Genomic DNA, 15,350 nt, shown 5'->3' with positions numbered 1-15,350 from the left:
TCGGGACCGTATCGGTCGCCTTCCCCGACTGTCGGGGTATGGAGGGATAGGAAAGATGGGCTTTCGTCGTCTGGCCATTTTGGCGATCACCACCGCCGTTACCGCAACGGCCATCCCGGCGACGGCACAGACCGCCGCGCAGGATGCGCGGTTCCGGGCGGCGCAGGCACGTTTTGATCGGGAATATCAGATCTATCGTCAGGAGGTGGACCTGTACCAGTCCGAGCGGAACCAGGGCGGCTATGACGATGGCGGCTATCGCCCGGCCCCGCCACCACCTGGCCCCGGTGGCTATCGGGTCGCACCGCCGGTTCCGGCCGATGGCTATGACCGCAATGCCGAACCTTATTACGATCCAGTCGGCGACTATCGCGATGGCTCGCAATATCGCGAGCGGGTGCTGCAACCGCAGGATCGCGTCTATGCGGGAACCGATGGCCGCTATTATTGCCGTCGCTCAGACGGCACGACCGGCCTGATCATCGGCGGCGCGGCAGGCGGCGTCCTGGGCAATCTGGTCGGTGGGCGCAGCAGTACGATCGCGACGCTGCTCGGTGCGGCTGGCGGTGCCTTGGCCGGTCGCTCGATCGAGCAGAACCAGGTCCGCTGCCGCTGAGGCGCATGTCAGGCACCGCGCTTCATCGCCAGCACGGTGCCTGACCCTTCCGGGATCAGCCTGGCTCGACCATCATCAGGGCAGCACCCTGATATTTCTCGGCATCGCGCTCGAACAGGGCGCTGGCGGCGAACCGCCGGGGCGTGAGGCGCAGCGCGCCAAGCCCGGCGAGCTTGAACGTGCCCATCTTTTCCTCGCGCGGCGGCTTGCCGTCCCGCTCGATCGTCGTCGCATCGACGTAAAGTTCGTCGTGCCGGGTGAAGATTACATGGGGCGCCAGCACCACTTCCCCGCGATTGTACATGGCGGACACCGCCTGCATCTTGACGATCGCTTCGAAGATGATGGCGGGAGCGCCTGCCGCCGGTTCAGCCGGACGGCGCTCGGTCGTCGTCATATCGGTCATCTCCTGCATTTGCCGATCCTGTCGCGGTGCAGCAAGAGCATAATTGCCGCATAGGGCCATGGAAAGGCCGGGCGTGCGATACGCCCGGCCCCTCCGTCTATCGCCTGGGAGCGTCCATCAGCTTCTGGGCGAAATATACCATCTGCTGCGCGCTCAGTCGCGCACCTTGCGCAATGTCGGCATCCCCGGAGTGGCCACCGGCCGTATCCTCGTAAAAAAGATAGGGTATGCCATATTCGGAAAGGCGGGCGGCAAACTTGCGCGCATGCTGCGGCCCGACCCGATCGTCCTTGGTGGTGGTCCAGATATAGGGTTCAGGATAGGCTACACCCTTGCGGATATTGGCATAGGGCGAAATCTTGCGCAGGAACGCAGCCTCTTCGGGCACGTCGATCGAGCCATATTCGTCCTTCCACGAATCACCCGCCGCGATCTTCTGATAGCGGACCATGTCGAGCAGCGGGACCTGGATCGTCACCGCCTTCCAAAGCTCGGGATGCTGGGTCAGCTCGACCCCCATCAGCAGGCCACCGTTCGAGCCGCCATAGATGCCCAGCTTCTGCGGATTGGTGATGTGCCGCGTGAAGAGGTCCTTCGCCACCGAGGCGAAATCGTCATAGATGATCTGCCGCTTGGTCTTGCGGCCTGCATCATGCCATTTCGGCCCGAACTCGCCACCTCCCCGGATATTGGCGAGCACGAACGCCCCGCCCCGCTCGGTCCAGATCTTGCCGGTCGAGCCGAGATAATAGGGCAGCCGGGCAATCTCGAAGCCGCCATAGGCCGTCATTAGCGTCGGCGTCGTCCCGTCGAGCTTCGCGCCCTTGGGCAGGACCACGAAATAGGGGATCTTGGTGCCGTCGGTCGAGGTCGCCTCATATTGATGGACCGTCGTGCCGGTCGCGTCGAAGCGAGCGGGCAGTGTCTTCAGCACCTGCGGCGCGGTCGGGCGGCCAGCGTCGAAGCGTGATAGCACGGTCGGCGTCGTGAAGCCCGAGGTAGACAGATAGACGGTATTCGACCGGTCGCTGGTGCTGACCACATCGACCGCCATATTGTCGGGCACCTGCACGGCGCTGGCGGTCCAGCCACTGCCGGTCGGAGCAAAGATGCTGGCCCGGCCCCGGACATTGTCGATATAGGTGACGACCACGCGATCCTTTGTGGTCGAAACGCCCTCCACCGCCTGACGGTCAGTCGGCGTGAAGAGTGCGCGCGGCGTAATTTGCCCCGCTTCCAGTTCGGACAGCGGCGCCCAGACTACCGATCCCGCCGGATGCTGGCCCCAGGCGTCGCTCGTCTGGAAGATCACCCGGCCATCGACCAGCCCGGCCGGAAAGGCACGTGCGGGCATGGCGATCGGCTTGGCCCCGCCCTTGGGCGTCCAGAACAGCTTGCTGCCGCCGAAGAAGGTCTGCCGCCGCTCGATCACGACGGCCCGGTTGCCCTTTGCATCGGTCAGGACGCTGGCATAGGTGCCCAGTTCGTCAGTCGGCCCGCCACGGAAAATCTCGGTTGCCTGATCCAGCGGTGTTCCGCGCTTCACCATTTTCACGACAAAGGGATAGCTCGACTTGGTGAGCGTCCCCTGCCCCCAGTCACGACTGACCAGCAGCGTATCCTTGTCAAGCCAGGCCGCCCCCTGCTTCGAGGTGGAGAGACGAAAACCGTTCGGCACGAACTGCCCGGTTTCGAGATCGAATTCGCGATATTCTATCGCGTCCTCGCCGCCCTCCGACAGGGCGATCAGGCATAGCCGGTCCTCGGGGCTGAGACAGGACAGGCCTTTCCAGACCCATTTCTTGCCCTCCGCCTTGCTGAGTGCGTCGAGGTCGAGCAGCGTTGTCCATTTGGGGTTGGCGGAGGCGTAGTCGGCCTCGGTCGTCCAGCGCCATAGCCCCTGCGGATGATCGGCATCGCGCCAGAAATTGACGATCCGGCCATAGATCTGGCCCGGCATCGGAATGCGATCCTTGGCCGAGGCGATGGCGAGCGCTTCGGAATAAAAGGTCTGATAGCGCGGGTCGTTCTGAAGGCGCGGCAGGGTCTTGGCATTCTCGGCCTCGACCCAGGCAAGCGCCTTGGGTCCGTCCTTGTCCTCCAGCCAGATATAGGGATCATTCTCGGTCATCGCGCTGGTCTGCGCCATGGCAGCCCCCGCCACAAGCTGTCCGGCCAGCATCGTGCCCGCCAATAGTCCACGCCATCCCCGCATCCGTCACACTCCGTCTCAATCGCGAATGACACGAATGTGACGTCATCACGTAACTAAAGCAATGCGGGACCATGGCTTTATTACCCAGCCGATCGTCGCCATGGAAAGCAACGAAATTGTTGGACTCCCCCGATGCTGTGCAATCGCCGGGGATACGGAACGGCCGTCCCATCGACCCGTTCACGTCCCGTCATATCGCCCCAGACGAAGGAGCCGACGATGCCTTATGTAAAAACCCGCGACGGAACGGATATCTATGTCAAGGACTGGGGCGAAGGCCGTCCCGTCGTGCTGCTCCATGGCTGGCCGCTGTCGTCGGACATGTGGGACACCCAGATGATGGCGCTGGCCGAGGCAGGGTTCCGCGCCATTGCCTATGATCGACGTGGTTTCGGACGGTCGGGCCAGCCCTGGTCGGGTTATGATTATGACACGCTGTCCGATGATCTCGCCGACGTGCTGGAGGCGACGGGCGCACAGGAGGCGGCCGTCATCGGCTTCTCGATGGGTGGCGGTGAAGTCGCGCGCTATATGAGCCGCCATGACGGCAAGGGCGTGATCGCGGCCGGGCTGATCGCGTCGGTCGTGCCCTATATGCTCAAGACCGACGACAACCCCCATGGCACCGACCAGTCGGTGTTCGACGAGATCGGCCAGAGCCTGCGCGACGACCGCGCCAACTTCCTTCGCCACACCTTCTTCAAGCAATTCTTCGGCGTCGGTTTCATCAGCAGCCCGGTCAGCGACGACGTGCTCGACTGGGCGACGGGCGTGGCGATGCAGGCGGGGCTCAAGCCGACCCTCGCCTGCGCCGAGTCGTTCAGCCAGACGGACTTCCGTCCCGACCTGTCCGCCTTCCGCGTGCCGACGCTGATCGTTCACGGCACCGGCGATCAGACCGTCCCGATCGATGCGGCGGGTCGTGCGGCGGCAGCGGGGATCGCGCATTCGCAGCTTGTCGAATATGACGGCGCACCCCACGGGCTGAACGTCACGCACGGCGATCGGCTGACCAGCGACCTGCTGACCTTCCTGGGTCGGTGATACGAAAAGGGCGGCCTTTCCGGGCCGCCCTTTCTTATTTCAGGGGGACGATGACCTCGTCCGGGTGGGCGACGTTCAGTTCCTTGCGCACCATCTCGTCGACCATGTCCGGGTTGGCATGATCGGGATCGAGCAGCGCGACCCGGTTCTTCAGCACCGTCCGTCGCTTGTCGAGTGCGGCATAGTCATGCTCGCGCTTGACCAGCTGGCGCTGATATTCGCCATAAGCGAGCAGACCGTTGCGCCCCAGCACCGCATAGGCGCCGAAAAAGGCAACGATCGTCAGACCAAGGGCGGGCAGCGCGGCCCGCCGCATGGTCCGGATGAAAGGCGACGGTTTCTTGGTCACAGCGGCCATAATGTTACCGACGCCCTCCGATTTCAAGCGCGGATCAGAATATCGCGACCGGCATAGCGCGCCGAGTCACCCAGCTCTTCCTCAATGCGGATCAGCTGGTTGTACTTGGCGAGCCGGTCCGAGCGCGCGAGGCTGCCCGTCTTGATCTGGCCGCAGTTGGTGGCGACCGCCAGGTCGGCGATGGTCGCGTCCTCGGTCTCGCCCGAACGGTGCGACATGACGGCGGTGTAGCGCGAACGCTGCGCCAACGACACGGCTTCCAGCGTCTCGGTCAGCGTGCCGATCTGGTTGACCTTCACCAGCAGTGAATTGGCATAGCCGCCGTCAATGCCCTTCTTCAGGCGCTTGGGGTTGGTGACGAACAGATCGTCGCCGACCAGCTGCACCTTGTCGCCGATCAAATCGGTCAGCGCCTTCCAGCCCTCCCAGTCGTCCTCGGCCATGCCGTCCTCGATCGACAGGATCGGGTACTGGCGGGTCAGGTTGGCGAGATACTCGGCCATCTCATGGCTCGACAGGATCTTGCCCTCGCCCGATATATTGTACTTGCCATCCTTGAAGAACTCGGTGGCGGCGCAGTCGAGCGCGATCATCACGTCGTCGCCCGGCTTGTACCCGGCCTTCTCGACCGACGCCATGATGAAGTCCAGCGCTTCGGTGGTCGAGGCGATGTTGGGCGCAAAGCCGCCCTCGTCGCCCACGCCGGTCGCCAGACCCTTGTCGTGCAGTGCCTTCTTCAGCGTGTGGAAGATTTCCGAGCCGCAGCGAACCGCCTCCATGATGTTTGCCGCGCCGACCGGCATGATCATGAATTCTTGGAAATCGATCGGGTTATCAGCGTGTTCGCCGCCATTGATGATGTTCATCATCGGCACCGGCAGCAGATGCGCCGAGACGCCACCGACATACTTGTAGAGCGGCAGGCCGCGCGCTTCCGACGCGGCCTTGGCGGCCGCCAGGCTGACGCCCAGGATCGCGTTGGCGCCTAGACGGCCCTTGTTCTCGGTGCCGTCCAGCTCGATCATGGCGCGGTCAAGATCGGCCTGGTCCTCGGCATCCATGCCCAGGATCGCATCGGTGATTTCGTCATTGACCGCTTCGACGGCGGCTTCGACGCCCTTGCCCATCCAGCGGCTCTTGTCGCCATCGCGCTTCTCGACGGCTTCATGGGCGCCGGTCGATGCGCCCGAGGGAACGGCGGCCCGGCCGAAGCTGCCGTCTTCCAGTAGAACGTCGACTTCGACGGTGGGATTGCCCCGGCTGTCCAGGATTTGACGCGCGTGGATGTCGATGATTGCGGTCACGTAACGATGCTCCTACATCAGCCTAGTGGTCTCGGCGCGGCTCTATCGTGTGACTGTGCGAAGGGCAATTGCGCTAAAAGCATGGAACCGCGCTTCCATCGCCGGGGTTAAGAGGCAAAGCGCCCGTTCGTCCGGGCCGTAACGAAAGGGTTTTCCGATGGCTGACACCGACAGCACCTTCCCCGCCGCTGATACCGCGACGCCCGGTTTCGGCGCCAACATCGCGGTGGCGCCCGAAGTGGCCGCCCCGAACGCACCGCTGGCGTCGGATACCGACGCTTCGAAGGCCAAGGCCGGTCTGGCCGACGCCAAGCATCAGGTGAAGGAGGGAGCCACCAAGTTCCAGCAGCAGGCCGTCGACAAGATTCAGGCATTGACCGGGGATGGCAAGGCAAAGGCCGGATCGGCGCTCGATCAGGTCGCGCAGTTGCTGAACGACGCGGCCGGTCAAGTCGATGAGAAGCTGGGCAACCAATATGGCCAATATGCCCGTTCGGCTGCGGACACGGTGACCTCGCTGTCGGGTGCGATCAAGGACAAGGATGTCGAGGAACTGCTCGATGACGCCCGCGCCTTCGTGACCAAGAGCCCGGCCGTGGCGATCGGTATTGCCGCCGCGCTCGGCTTTGCGCTGGCTCGCATCGTCCAGTCGGGTGTCGAAACCCGCCAGTCGGTTGACGCCTCCGCGTGACCCGCGTCGTCGAAACCCTGCGGACGGCGGTGTCGCCCGAACCGGAGACGCTGACCTCGCTGATGTCGCAGCTCGTCGATGATGGGCGATCGTTCATCACCGCCGAGATCGATCTGGCAAAGGCGCGCGCTACCGACAAGATCGGACGATTTCGAAGTGCGGCGATCTTCTTCGGGGTAGCGGCGGTGCTGGGCCTCTCAGCACTGATCGCGCTGCTGGTCGGCCTGATCTTCGCGCTGACACCGGCAGTCGGTCCGTTCGCAGCGACGCTGATCGTCGTCGGCGTGGTCGTCATCATTGCCGGTATATTGGCGATGATGGGCAAGTCCCGTTTGTCCGGAGATGGCGCATGACCGTCGCAGAAGCGGAAATCCGCGCGGCCGAGGCACGCGAACGACTGAACGGCACCGCATCGCGCATTCAGGCCAGACTGGAGCCCCAGGCACTGGCAGCACAGGCGCGCGAGGCGGGCGTCACGGCTGCCAAATGTGGCCTCGAGTCCGCCAAAAGCAACCCTGCCGCCGTTGCGGGCGGTGTGGCTGTCATAGGCCTTCTCCTCAATCGTCGGCGGATCGCCCGCCTGTTCAAGCGCAAGCGCTGATTTGGTTCGCGGGGGGGCACCCCCTCGCGACACGGCCCAGAAGGATGTTCGCAATGACCACCGAAACCCACCAGGATCAGCAGACCGCCCTCCGCGAAAAGATCGACCACACGCGCGAAACCGCGTCGCAGGCCTATCACGACGCGAAGGACAAGGCCGCGGCCGCGCTCCACACGTCCAAGGACAAAGCGGGCGAGCTGGCGCACAAGACCGCCCGTACGATCGAGTCCAACCCGCTCGGCATTCTCGTCGGCGGACTGGTCATCGGCGTCATCGCAGGGGCGCTGATCCCCCGGTCGGCGCGTGAAAAGGAACTGCTTACCCCGCTCGGCAAGAAGCTGGGCGAGACGGTTCGCCAGGCGACGCAGGCGGCTCGCGAGACGGGCCTGCGCGAACTGGAAGACGCCGGCCTGACCAAGGACGCTGCCAAGGACCGCGCCAAGTCGCTGTTCGACGACGTCGTAAAGGCCGCCAGCAATGCCGGTTCGGCCGCCGCCAAGGCGGCGACGAGCAAGACCTCGGTCTAAGCTCGCGCCTTCAGGCTGGGCAGATGGCGCCCCGCGATCCCATGGCGATCGCGGGGCGCTTCTTTTTCGGGCTGATGCGGCAGCGGCTTGCGGGTGCGAACGGGGCTTTCTACCAAGATCGTCTCATCGCTCTCACCGGGATATCCGCTTGCGCTCTTCCTCCCTCGCCATCGTCCTAGCCGCCCTCTCGCTGAGCGCGCCCACCACCGTCTCTGCCCAGGCCACCCCCATCGCGGCGCCCCAACCCGGAGAGGGCAAGGAGGACGCCCGGCTCAAGCAGCTTTTCCATGACAGCGACGAAGCGAGCCTCGCGCGCAATCCGATCAGCGGCATCTTCCGCGGCGACATGCGCCGGGCCGACCGGATCGGCGATTTCTTTTCCGATGCCTATATCGCGGCGGAGCGGGCGGCGACCGAAAAGGATCTCAAGGCCCTGGGCCGGATCGACCGGGCCAGGCTGACCCCGACCAATCAGGTTGCCTATGATGTCTTCAAGCAGCAGGGCGAGACGACCCTGAAAGGCTTCGATCCCGCCATCGTCGCACTGACGATCGTCCGGCCGATGGACCACTTCTATGGCATCCAGACCTTTTACCCCGAATTCGCCTCAGGCCAGGGTGCCGCACCGTTCAACACGGTAACTGACTATGAAAACAACCTGAAGCGCAACGTGGAATATGCCCGTCTGCTGGACGAAGCGATCACCCGCTTCCGCCAGGGCATGACGAGCGGCATCGTCCAGCCCAAGCTGGTCGTGCGCAACATGATCGCCCAGTTCGACAATCTGTTGAACGTGCCGGTCGACAAGTCGACCTTCTACGGCCCCGTCCTGAATTTCCCCGCCACCGTCCCGGCGGCCGAGCAGGCACGGTTGAAGGCGGCCTATGCCGCGCAGATTCGCGACGTCATCGTGCCCGCCGAGCAGCGGATGCGGACATTCCTGGCCGAGACCTATCTGCCGGTGGCGCGCGATACGGTCGGGCTTTCGGGGATGCCGGGCGGCGACACGCTCTATGCCTATCTGATCGAACAGAACACCACCCTGCCCCTCAAGGCCGAGGACGTGCATCAGCTTGGCCTGTCAGAGGTCGCGCGCATCCTGAAGGCGATGGAGGTGCAAAAGCAGGCGGTCGGCTTCAAGGGCAGCCTGCCCGAATTCTTCACCTTCCTGCGCACCGATCCGCAATTCGCGCCCAAGAGCGCCAGCCAATTGCGCGAGGGCTATGAGGCGATCGGCCGCCGTGTCGATGCGCGCATCCGCGAGCAATTCTCGCTGATTCCCAAAACGCCGCTCGAAATCCGGCCAGTTCCGGCCTTCAAGGAAAAGACCGATGCCGGTGGCTCTTACCAGGGCGGCACGCCGGATGGGACACGGCCCGGCGTCTTCTACTACAACACTTATGACCTCCCCTCCCGTTACATGTGGGAGATGGAAACGCTCTATCTGCACGAAGCTGTGCCGGGGCATCACTTCCAGATCAGCCTGGCGCAGGAAAATGCGGCGCTACCCGCCTTCATGCGTTTCGGCGGCAACACCGCCTATGCCGAGGGCTGGGCGCTCTATGCCGAGACGCTGTGGCCCGAACTGGGCATGGAAACCGACCCCTATCAGCGAATGGGTGGCCTGAACGACGAGATGTTGCGCGCCATGCGACTGGTCGTCGACACCGGCATCCATGCCAAGGGTTGGACCCGCGACCAGGCGATCGACTATATGCTCGCCAACTCGCCCATGGCGCGCACCGACGCGACCGCCGAGGTCGAACGCTATATCGCCATTCCGGGCCAGGCGCTGGCCTATAAGATCGGCCAGCTGACGATCAGCCGGTTGAAGGCGCAGGCCAAGGCCGAGCTGGGTTCGAAATTCGATCCCCGCCGCTTCCATGCCGAGGTGCTCGACACCGGCGCGCTGCCGATGCCGGTGCTGGAAAAGAAGATCGCGGACTGGATCGCGGCCGAAAAGCGCCGTTGACCGGGGGCAAGCGCCACGTCAGGGGACGTGGCGCTTTTCCAGTTTCCTCGCAAGGGTGCGACGGTGCATACCCAGACGCCTGGCGGTTTCCGATATGTTGAAATTCGTCTCTGCCAGGGTTTCGTTGATCCGCTCCCACTCCAGCGTCTTGATCGAACTGGGCCGGTCGGTAATCGCGGTCGTGGCATCGCCGCCCGCCTTGTGAAACGCCGCCTCGATGTCGTCGGTGTTGGACGGTTTGGCCAGATAGTGGCACGCACCGAGCTTGATGGCCTCGACCGCCGTCGCGATGCTTGCAAAGCCGGTCAGCACGACGATCAGCATTTCCGGATCATGCGCGTGCAGCGTCTGCACACAAGCCAGGCCCGATGCCTGCCCCAGTTTCAGGTCGACGACGGCGTAGCGCGGCGTGGTTTCGGCCAGCACCTCACACAGCGCATCGGGGTTGGCGGCCACCCACACCCGATAGCCACGCCGCTCGAACGAACGCTGCAGGGTACGTGCGAAGGTATCGTCATCCTCGATGATCACCAATGAACGGTCTTCGTCCATCTCTACTCCCGATCCGATACGCCGATCATGCTTAAAGGTAGGGTGAGCGTAACGGCAGCGCCACCCTCGACGCGGTTCGCCGCCTCGACCCGACCGCCCAGTTTGCGGACGACGCTGGCGACGAGGAACAGGCCGACGCCGTGCCCCTCGCCCTTGGTCGATTGTTGCGGACGACCGACTTGCGACAATGTCGTCGCAGTAAAGCCCGGCCCGTGATCGGTGACGCGCACCGCCACCGCCCCGCCCTCGCGCGCGACGGTCAGGCCGACCCAATGCGGCGAAGCTTCGGCTGCATTGTCGAGAACGTTCCAGACTGCCTGTTTTATGGCGGGATCGGAAACGATCGCGGCATCGTCATCGGTGCGCCGATAATCGAGCGCAACCTGGGCATGGCTCTGTCGCCATTCGTCAACGATGGCGTCGATGAAGCGACCGACCTCAGACAGTTCGGCCGCCTCCCCGCGCGGCTCACCCGCCGATTGCAGGATGCGGGTTACGATCGCCTTGCAGCGCTGCACCTCGGCCTGCATCTCGGCAATCTCGCCCATCAGTTCGGCATCGTCGCGCAACTTGGGCACCCGCCGCCAGTCGCTCAGGATCACCGACAGGCTGGCCAGCGGCGTACCCAACTCGTGCGCCGCGCCTGAGGCGAGCAGCCCCATGCGGACGATATGCTCCTCCTCCGACGCTTGCTGGCGAAGGTCCGCCAATCGCGCAGCGCTCAGGCGCATATTGTGGCTGATGCGGGTCACGAACAGGATCAGCAGCCCCGTGACCAGCGCAAAGCCCAGCCAGTTACCCAGCGTATGCAGCCCGGCAATGTCGCCGAACAGCCATGGCGGAAAGGCGAGCGGTCGGTGATGGAGTGACAGCAACCCGAAGCAGAGGCCGGTGATCCCCGCCAGCGCCCAGGCCGACCACGTCTCCAACAGCACAGCGCCCAGCACGACCTGGATCAGATAAAGCGAAATGAACGGATTGGTCGCGCCCCCCGCCAGAAACAGCTGAAGCGTCAGCGTGCCGACGTCGAACATCAATGCGAAGAGCAGCTCTGTATTCGTGATGCGGTGGAAGCGCAGCCGGAAATGGCTCAGCAGGTTGATCGCGGCCGCCATCACCAGCACGCCCATCATTGCCGGGATGGGCAGCTGGACCCCCATGACGCGGTTGACGAACAGGATCGTCACCAGCTGCCCCGCCACCGCCATCCAGCGCAGGTGGATAAGCTGACGCATATTGGCGGTGCCGGCGGCCGCATCGGGTTCACGCGGGCGCATGGTGAAGGGCAGGAAGGGCGGATCGCCCGCGGTCATTCCCGGCCCCGCCGCCAGAGAATGACGATGCCCACCGCCGTCAGGATCGCCAGCGCAAACCACGTCAGGGCATAGGAAAGATGGCTGTTGCGGAATGCCACGACGGTCAGCCCGCCGACCGGATAGCCGCCGGGATTGGGTGTCCTGTCCGCGTCGATGAAATACGGGCTGACCGTGCCAAGCCGCCTCGCCTTGGCAATGGCGGCGACATCGCGCGAGTACCAGCGATCGGCGACCGGATCGTTCGTCCGAAGGAACGCCCCACCCGGCTCGGTAACGCGGATCAGCCCGGTGATGCGAATGGGGCCGGCAGGGCGGCTGTGATCGGCCCGCTTTTCGGCGGGCACGAAGCCGCGATTGACCAGCACAGTAAAGCGGGGGCCGACCAGCGGCGTCAATACCCAGAAACCCGGCCCTCGTTCGGTTACGGCCTGGACATAGGTTTCGCGGTCGTTGCGAAAACGCCCCTCGGCCGTCACGCGGGTATAGGCATCGGAAGCGCCGGCCGTGGGGGGAGCCGCGACGGGAGGGGCATGGAGCCTCGCCTCCACCGTCGCGATCAGGTTGAGCTTCCAGACCCGGCGCTGCAACTGCCACAGGCCGAGCGAAAAAAAGGCCGCGATCAGCGCCACGCCGATCGCGGTCAGGATCGCCAGCGTCAGTGGCGAACGGCCGGGCCGCCCGCCGCTCACGCCAGCCTCAGCCATTACATGCCGCCGCCCATCTGGGCGGCCATGTCCGGCATCATGTTGGTGTTCATGTGATACATGACCCAGATCGATCCGCTCAGCGTGATGACGACCAGCACGGCAGTAAACACCAGCGCCATCATCGTCCAGCCACCCTCCGACTTGGTGTTCATGTGGAGGAAGTAGATCATGTGGACCACGATCTGGACGAAGGCCAGGCCCATGATGACCAGCGCGGTCGTCTGGGTATCGCCCAGCGCGCCGGTCATGACCGCCCAGAACGGGATGGCCGTCAGGATCACCGACAGCACGAAGCCGATCATGTAGCCCTTGAGCGAACCATGGCCATGGGTGTCGCCATGCGAATGAAGATCATGGTCCAGATTGGCGTGATCGCCATGACCATGGGGAGGATGAGCGCTCAACGGAGAACTCCCAGCAGATAGACAAAGGTGAAGACGCCGATCCAGACGACATCCAGGAAATGCCAGAACATCGACAGGCACATCAGGCGGCGCTTGTTCGCCTCGATCAGGCCGAAGCGGCCGACCTGCACCATCAGCGTGACCAGCCAGATCGAACCGAAGGTGACGTGCAGGCCGTGCGTGCCAACCAGCGTAAAGAAGGACGACAGGAAGGCCGAGCGCTGCGGACCCGCGCCCTCATGGATGAGGTTGGCGAATTCGTAGAGCTCGATCGACAGGAAGGCCAGACCGAACAGGCCGGTGATGCCCAGCCAGATCAGCGTGTTCGACTTCTGGTTCTTCTCCATCGCGATCATGGCGAAGCCATAGGTGATCGACGACAGCAGCAGCATCGAGGTGTTGAGCGCGACCAGCGGAAGCTCGAAGATCTCCCGCGGGGTCGGCCCACCGGCATAGCTGGTGCCCAGCACACCGTAAGTGGCGAACAGGATGGCGAAGATGAGGCAGTCGCTCATCAGGTACATCCAGAAACCGATGGCGGTCGAGCCACCGGATTCGTGGTGATGATCCTCGTCCTCGACCAGATAATAGGTCGGGTTCTTGGCCGGATCGGCGCTCAGAACGTCGGTCGACATGGATCAGGCTCCCTGCCCGAGCAGACGGCGCCGCTCGCTTTCCGTAGCCACGACTTCTTCCACGGGAATGTAGAAATCGCGGTCATAGTTGAACGTGTGCCAGATGGCGACGACGACGACACCCACCAGCGCGATCGCGGCCAACCACCACATGTACCAGATCATGCCGAAGCCGAAGGCGGTCGACAGGCCGGCGATGATGACGCCGGTGCCCGTGTTCTTGGGCATGTGGATCGGGCGATAGCCCTCGGTCGGCGCCTGCGCCTTCTTGTCCTTCATGTCATACCAGGCATCCAACTCATGGATGACGGGCGTGAACGCGAAGTTATAGTCCGGCGGCGGCGACGAGGTCGCCCATTCCAGCGTACGGCCGTCCCAGGGATCGCCCGTCACGTCGCGCAGCTCTTCCTTCTTCCAGATCGACACGCCGATCTGAACCAGGAAGGCCCCGATGCCGCCCGCGATCATCAGCGCACCGAGCAGGGCGACGACGAAGTAGATTTGCAGCGACGGATCGTCGAAGTGATGCAGGCGACGCGTCACGCCCATCAGGCCCATGATGTAGAGCGGCGTGAAGGCGACCCAGAAGCCGATGACCCACAGCCAGAACGACACCTTGCCCCAGAACTGGTTGAGCTTGAACCCGAAGGCCTTGGGCCACCAGTAGTTGATCGCGGCAAAGGCCCCGAACAGCACGCCGCCGATGATGACGTTGTGGAAGTGCGCGATCAGGAACAGCGAGTTGTGCAGCACGAAGTCGGCGGGCGGAACGGCCAGCAGGACGCCGGTCATGCCGCCGATCGAGAAGGTCAGCATGAACGCGATGGTCCACATCATCGGCAGCTCGAACCGGATGCGTCCCTTGTACATGGTGAACAGCCAGTTGAAGATCTTCGCCCCCGTCGGGATCGAGATCACCATGGTGGTGATGCCGAAGAACGAGTTGACACTGGCGCCCGAACCCATGGTGAAGAAGTGGTGGAGCCAGACAAGGTACGACAGGATCGTGATGACGATCGTGGCGTAGACCATCGAGGTATAGCCGAACAGACGCTTGCCCGAGAAGGTCGAGGTGACTTCCGAGAACACGCCGAACAGCGGCAGGATCAGGATGTACACCTCCGGGTGACCCCAGATCCAGATCAGGTTCACGTACATCATCGGGTTGCCGCCGAGATTGTTCGTGAAGAAGTTGGTGCCGACATAACGGTCGAGCGAGAGCAGGACGAGCGTAGCCGTCAGCACGGGGAAGCTGGCGACGATCAGGACGTTCGCGCACAGCGAGGTCCAGCAGAACACCGGCAGCTTCATCATGGTCATGCCCGGCGCACGCATCTTGATGATGGTCGCGATCAGGTTGATGCCCGACAGGGTCGTGCCGACACCGGCCACCTGTAGCGCCCAGATATAATAGTCGACGCCCACGTCAGGACTGAAGTCCAGCTCCGACAAGGGCGGGAAGGCCAGCCAGCCGGTCCGCGCGAACTCGCCGATGAACAGCGAGGCCATGACCAGCACGACGCCGCCCGCCGTCATCCAGAAGCTCAAGTTATTGAGATACGGGAAGGACACGTCGCGCGCACCGATCTGGAGCGGCACCACATAGTTCATCAGGCCGGTGATGATCGGCATCGCCACGAAGAAGATCATGATGACGCCGTGGGCGGTGAACACCTGGTCGTAGTGATGCGAGTTCAGGAAGCCCTGGTTGTCGCCGAACGCGATCGCCTGCTGCCCGCGCATCATCAGCGCATCGGCAAAGCCGCGCAGCAGCATCACGATGCCCAGGATCATGTACATGATCCCGATACGCTTGTGATCGACGGTGGTGAACCACTCCTTCCAGAGATAGCCCCACAGCTTGAACTTGGTGATCAGCGCCAGCACCGCGATGCCGCCGACCGCGACACCCAGGAAGGTGCCGACGACGATCGGCTCGTGGATCGGCAGCGATTCGATCGATAGCCGTCCGAAGATGGTCTTTATGATGTTTTCCATGATG

The 15,350-nt window shown here is 63.7% G+C and carries 17 protein-coding genes; 7 read left to right on the top strand and 10 right to left on the bottom strand.

Features of this window, described 5'->3' with window-relative positions; all coding sequences use genetic code 11:
* Positions 1-55 precede the first annotated feature (55 nt).
* Positions 56-616 (top strand): glycine zipper 2TM domain-containing protein, encoded by a 561-nt coding sequence (locus tag SP5_RS11900; RefSeq protein ID WP_042488847.1) that lies wholly within the window; start codon positions 56-58, stop codon positions 614-616.
* 55 nt (positions 617-671) lie between these two features.
* Here the strand turns inward: SP5_RS11900 and SP5_RS11895 are convergent, their stop codons facing one another.
* Together SP5_RS11895 and SP5_RS11890 are read right to left on the bottom strand one after the other, a co-directional pair.
* A complete protein-coding gene (locus tag SP5_RS11895) occupies positions 672-1,031 on the bottom strand; it encodes a hypothetical protein (protein ID WP_409660610.1) in 360 nt (119 codons plus the stop codon).
* An 88-nt stretch (positions 1,032-1,119) separates the two neighbouring features.
* A complete protein-coding gene (locus tag SP5_RS11890; protein ID WP_042488841.1) occupies positions 1,120-3,237 on the bottom strand; it encodes a prolyl oligopeptidase family serine peptidase in 2,118 nt (705 codons plus the stop codon).
* 219 nt (positions 3,238-3,456) lie between these two features.
* Between SP5_RS11890 and SP5_RS11885 the strand changes: the two genes are divergently transcribed.
* Positions 3,457-4,281 (top strand): alpha/beta fold hydrolase, encoded by an 825-nt coding sequence (locus SP5_RS11885; protein WP_042488838.1) that lies wholly within the window; start codon positions 3,457-3,459, stop codon positions 4,279-4,281.
* A gap of 34 nt (positions 4,282-4,315) precedes the next feature.
* Here the strand turns inward: SP5_RS11885 and SP5_RS11880 are convergent, their stop codons facing one another.
* Positions 4,316-4,597: an FtsB family cell division protein gene (locus SP5_RS11880; RefSeq protein WP_089413591.1), complete on the bottom strand. Its 282-nt coding sequence runs from the start codon at positions 4,595-4,597 to the stop codon at positions 4,316-4,318.
* Between the two features lie 65 nt (positions 4,598-4,662).
* Positions 4,663-5,943 carry a phosphopyruvate hydratase gene (eno, locus tag SP5_RS11875; RefSeq protein ID WP_042488834.1) on the bottom strand — a complete coding sequence of 427 codons (1,281 nt, stop codon included), beginning with the start codon at positions 5,941-5,943 and terminating at the stop codon, positions 4,663-4,665.
* Between the two features lie 157 nt (positions 5,944-6,100).
* Between eno and SP5_RS11870 the strand changes: the two genes are divergently transcribed.
* The 5 genes from SP5_RS11870 to SP5_RS11850 all read left to right on the top strand — a co-directional run bounded on the left by SP5_RS11870 (position 6,101) and on the right by SP5_RS11850 (position 9,734).
* Complete coding sequence (locus tag SP5_RS11870) at positions 6,101-6,634, top strand: hypothetical protein (protein ID WP_157013695.1); 534 nt, start codon at positions 6,101-6,103, stop codon at positions 6,632-6,634.
* A complete protein-coding gene (locus tag SP5_RS11865; protein WP_042488831.1) occupies positions 6,631-6,987 on the top strand; it encodes a phage holin family protein in 357 nt (118 codons plus the stop codon). The genes SP5_RS11870 and SP5_RS11865 overlap by 4 nt, the downstream gene beginning before the upstream one ends.
* Positions 6,984-7,235: a hypothetical protein gene (locus SP5_RS11860; protein WP_042488829.1), complete on the top strand. Its 252-nt coding sequence runs from the start codon at positions 6,984-6,986 to the stop codon at positions 7,233-7,235. The genes SP5_RS11865 and SP5_RS11860 overlap by 4 nt, the downstream gene beginning before the upstream one ends.
* A 53-nt stretch (positions 7,236-7,288) precedes the next feature.
* Positions 7,289-7,762 (top strand): hypothetical protein, encoded by a 474-nt coding sequence (locus SP5_RS11855; RefSeq protein ID WP_245613476.1) that lies wholly within the window; start codon positions 7,289-7,291, stop codon positions 7,760-7,762.
* Positions 7,763-7,910: 148 nt separating this feature from the next.
* Positions 7,911-9,734: a DUF885 domain-containing protein gene (locus SP5_RS11850; RefSeq protein WP_042488824.1), complete on the top strand. Its 1,824-nt coding sequence runs from the start codon at positions 7,911-7,913 to the stop codon at positions 9,732-9,734.
* Positions 9,735-9,752: 18 nt separating this feature from the next.
* On the opposite strand, the gene SP5_RS11845 is transcribed toward SP5_RS11850, so the two are convergent.
* From SP5_RS11845 to cyoB, 6 genes are read right to left on the bottom strand one after another with little or no spacing between them, the layout of a single operon-like run.
* The gene (locus SP5_RS11845) at positions 9,753-10,286 is read right to left on the bottom strand and encodes a response regulator transcription factor (RefSeq protein WP_042488821.1); all 534 of its coding nucleotides are present in this window, start codon (positions 10,284-10,286) and stop codon (positions 9,753-9,755) included.
* Positions 10,287-10,288: 2 nt separating this feature from the next.
* The gene (locus tag SP5_RS11840) at positions 10,289-11,599 is read right to left on the bottom strand and encodes an ATP-binding protein (protein ID WP_042488819.1); all 1,311 of its coding nucleotides are present in this window, start codon (positions 11,597-11,599) and stop codon (positions 10,289-10,291) included.
* Positions 11,596-12,306 (bottom strand): SURF1 family protein, encoded by a 711-nt coding sequence (locus tag SP5_RS11835; RefSeq protein ID WP_042488817.1) that lies wholly within the window; start codon positions 12,304-12,306, stop codon positions 11,596-11,598. The genes SP5_RS11840 and SP5_RS11835 overlap by 4 nt, the downstream gene beginning before the upstream one ends.
* Positions 12,306-12,713, bottom strand: coding sequence for a cytochrome o ubiquinol oxidase subunit IV (cyoD, locus tag SP5_RS11830; protein ID WP_042488814.1), 408 nt, complete (start codon positions 12,711-12,713; stop codon positions 12,306-12,308). Before cyoD ends, SP5_RS11835 begins: the two co-directional genes overlap by 1 nt.
* A complete protein-coding gene (cyoC, locus tag SP5_RS11825; RefSeq protein WP_007403230.1) occupies positions 12,710-13,348 on the bottom strand; it encodes a cytochrome o ubiquinol oxidase subunit III in 639 nt (212 codons plus the stop codon). Before cyoC ends, cyoD begins: the two co-directional genes overlap by 4 nt.
* Before the next feature lie 3 nt (positions 13,349-13,351).
* The gene (gene cyoB, locus SP5_RS11820; RefSeq protein ID WP_042488812.1) at positions 13,352-15,346 is read right to left on the bottom strand and encodes a cytochrome o ubiquinol oxidase subunit I; all 1,995 of its coding nucleotides are present in this window, start codon (positions 15,344-15,346) and stop codon (positions 13,352-13,354) included.
* Positions 15,347-15,350: the final 4 nt, after the last annotated feature.

Origin of the sequence: Sphingomonas parapaucimobilis NBRC 15100 (assembly GCF_000787715.1) — a bacterium.
In the GTDB taxonomy this organism is placed as follows: domain Bacteria; phylum Pseudomonadota; class Alphaproteobacteria; order Sphingomonadales; family Sphingomonadaceae; genus Sphingomonas; species Sphingomonas parapaucimobilis.
This window is presented reverse-complemented; position numbering and strand designations above follow the sequence as displayed.

Excerpts from the sequence above, each read along its gene's own strand:
- SP5_RS11900 (WP_042488847.1), top strand. The coding sequence starts at position 56 with ATGGGCTTTCGTCGTCTGGCCATTTTGGCGATCACCACCGCCGTTACC.
- SP5_RS11895 (WP_409660610.1), bottom strand. The coding sequence starts at position 1,031 with ATGCAGGAGATGACCGATATGACGACGACCGAGCGCCGTCCGGCTGAA.
- SP5_RS11890 (WP_042488841.1), bottom strand. The coding sequence starts at position 3,237 with ATGCGGGGATGGCGTGGACTATTGGCGGGCACGATGCTGGCCGGACAG.
- SP5_RS11885 (WP_042488838.1), top strand. The coding sequence starts at position 3,457 with ATGCCTTATGTAAAAACCCGCGACGGAACGGATATCTATGTCAAGGAC.
- SP5_RS11880 (WP_089413591.1), bottom strand. The coding sequence starts at position 4,597 with ATGCGGCGGGCCGCGCTGCCCGCCCTTGGTCTGACGATCGTTGCCTTT.
- SP5_RS11870 (WP_157013695.1), top strand. The coding sequence starts at position 6,101 with ATGGCTGACACCGACAGCACCTTCCCCGCCGCTGATACCGCGACGCCC.
- SP5_RS11860 (WP_042488829.1), top strand. The coding sequence starts at position 6,984 with ATGACCGTCGCAGAAGCGGAAATCCGCGCGGCCGAGGCACGCGAACGA.
- SP5_RS11855 (WP_245613476.1), top strand. The coding sequence starts at position 7,289 with ATGACCACCGAAACCCACCAGGATCAGCAGACCGCCCTCCGCGAAAAG.
- SP5_RS11845 (WP_042488821.1), bottom strand. The coding sequence starts at position 10,286 with ATGGACGAAGACCGTTCATTGGTGATCATCGAGGATGACGATACCTTC.
- SP5_RS11840 (WP_042488819.1), bottom strand. The coding sequence starts at position 11,599 with ATGACCGCGGGCGATCCGCCCTTCCTGCCCTTCACCATGCGCCCGCGT.
- SP5_RS11835 (WP_042488817.1), bottom strand. The coding sequence starts at position 12,306 with ATGGCTGAGGCTGGCGTGAGCGGCGGGCGGCCCGGCCGTTCGCCACTG.
- cyoC (WP_007403230.1), bottom strand. The coding sequence starts at position 13,348 with ATGTCGACCGACGTTCTGAGCGCCGATCCGGCCAAGAACCCGACCTAT.
- cyoB (WP_042488812.1), bottom strand. The coding sequence starts at position 15,346 with ATGGAAAACATCATAAAGACCATCTTCGGACGGCTATCGATCGAATCG.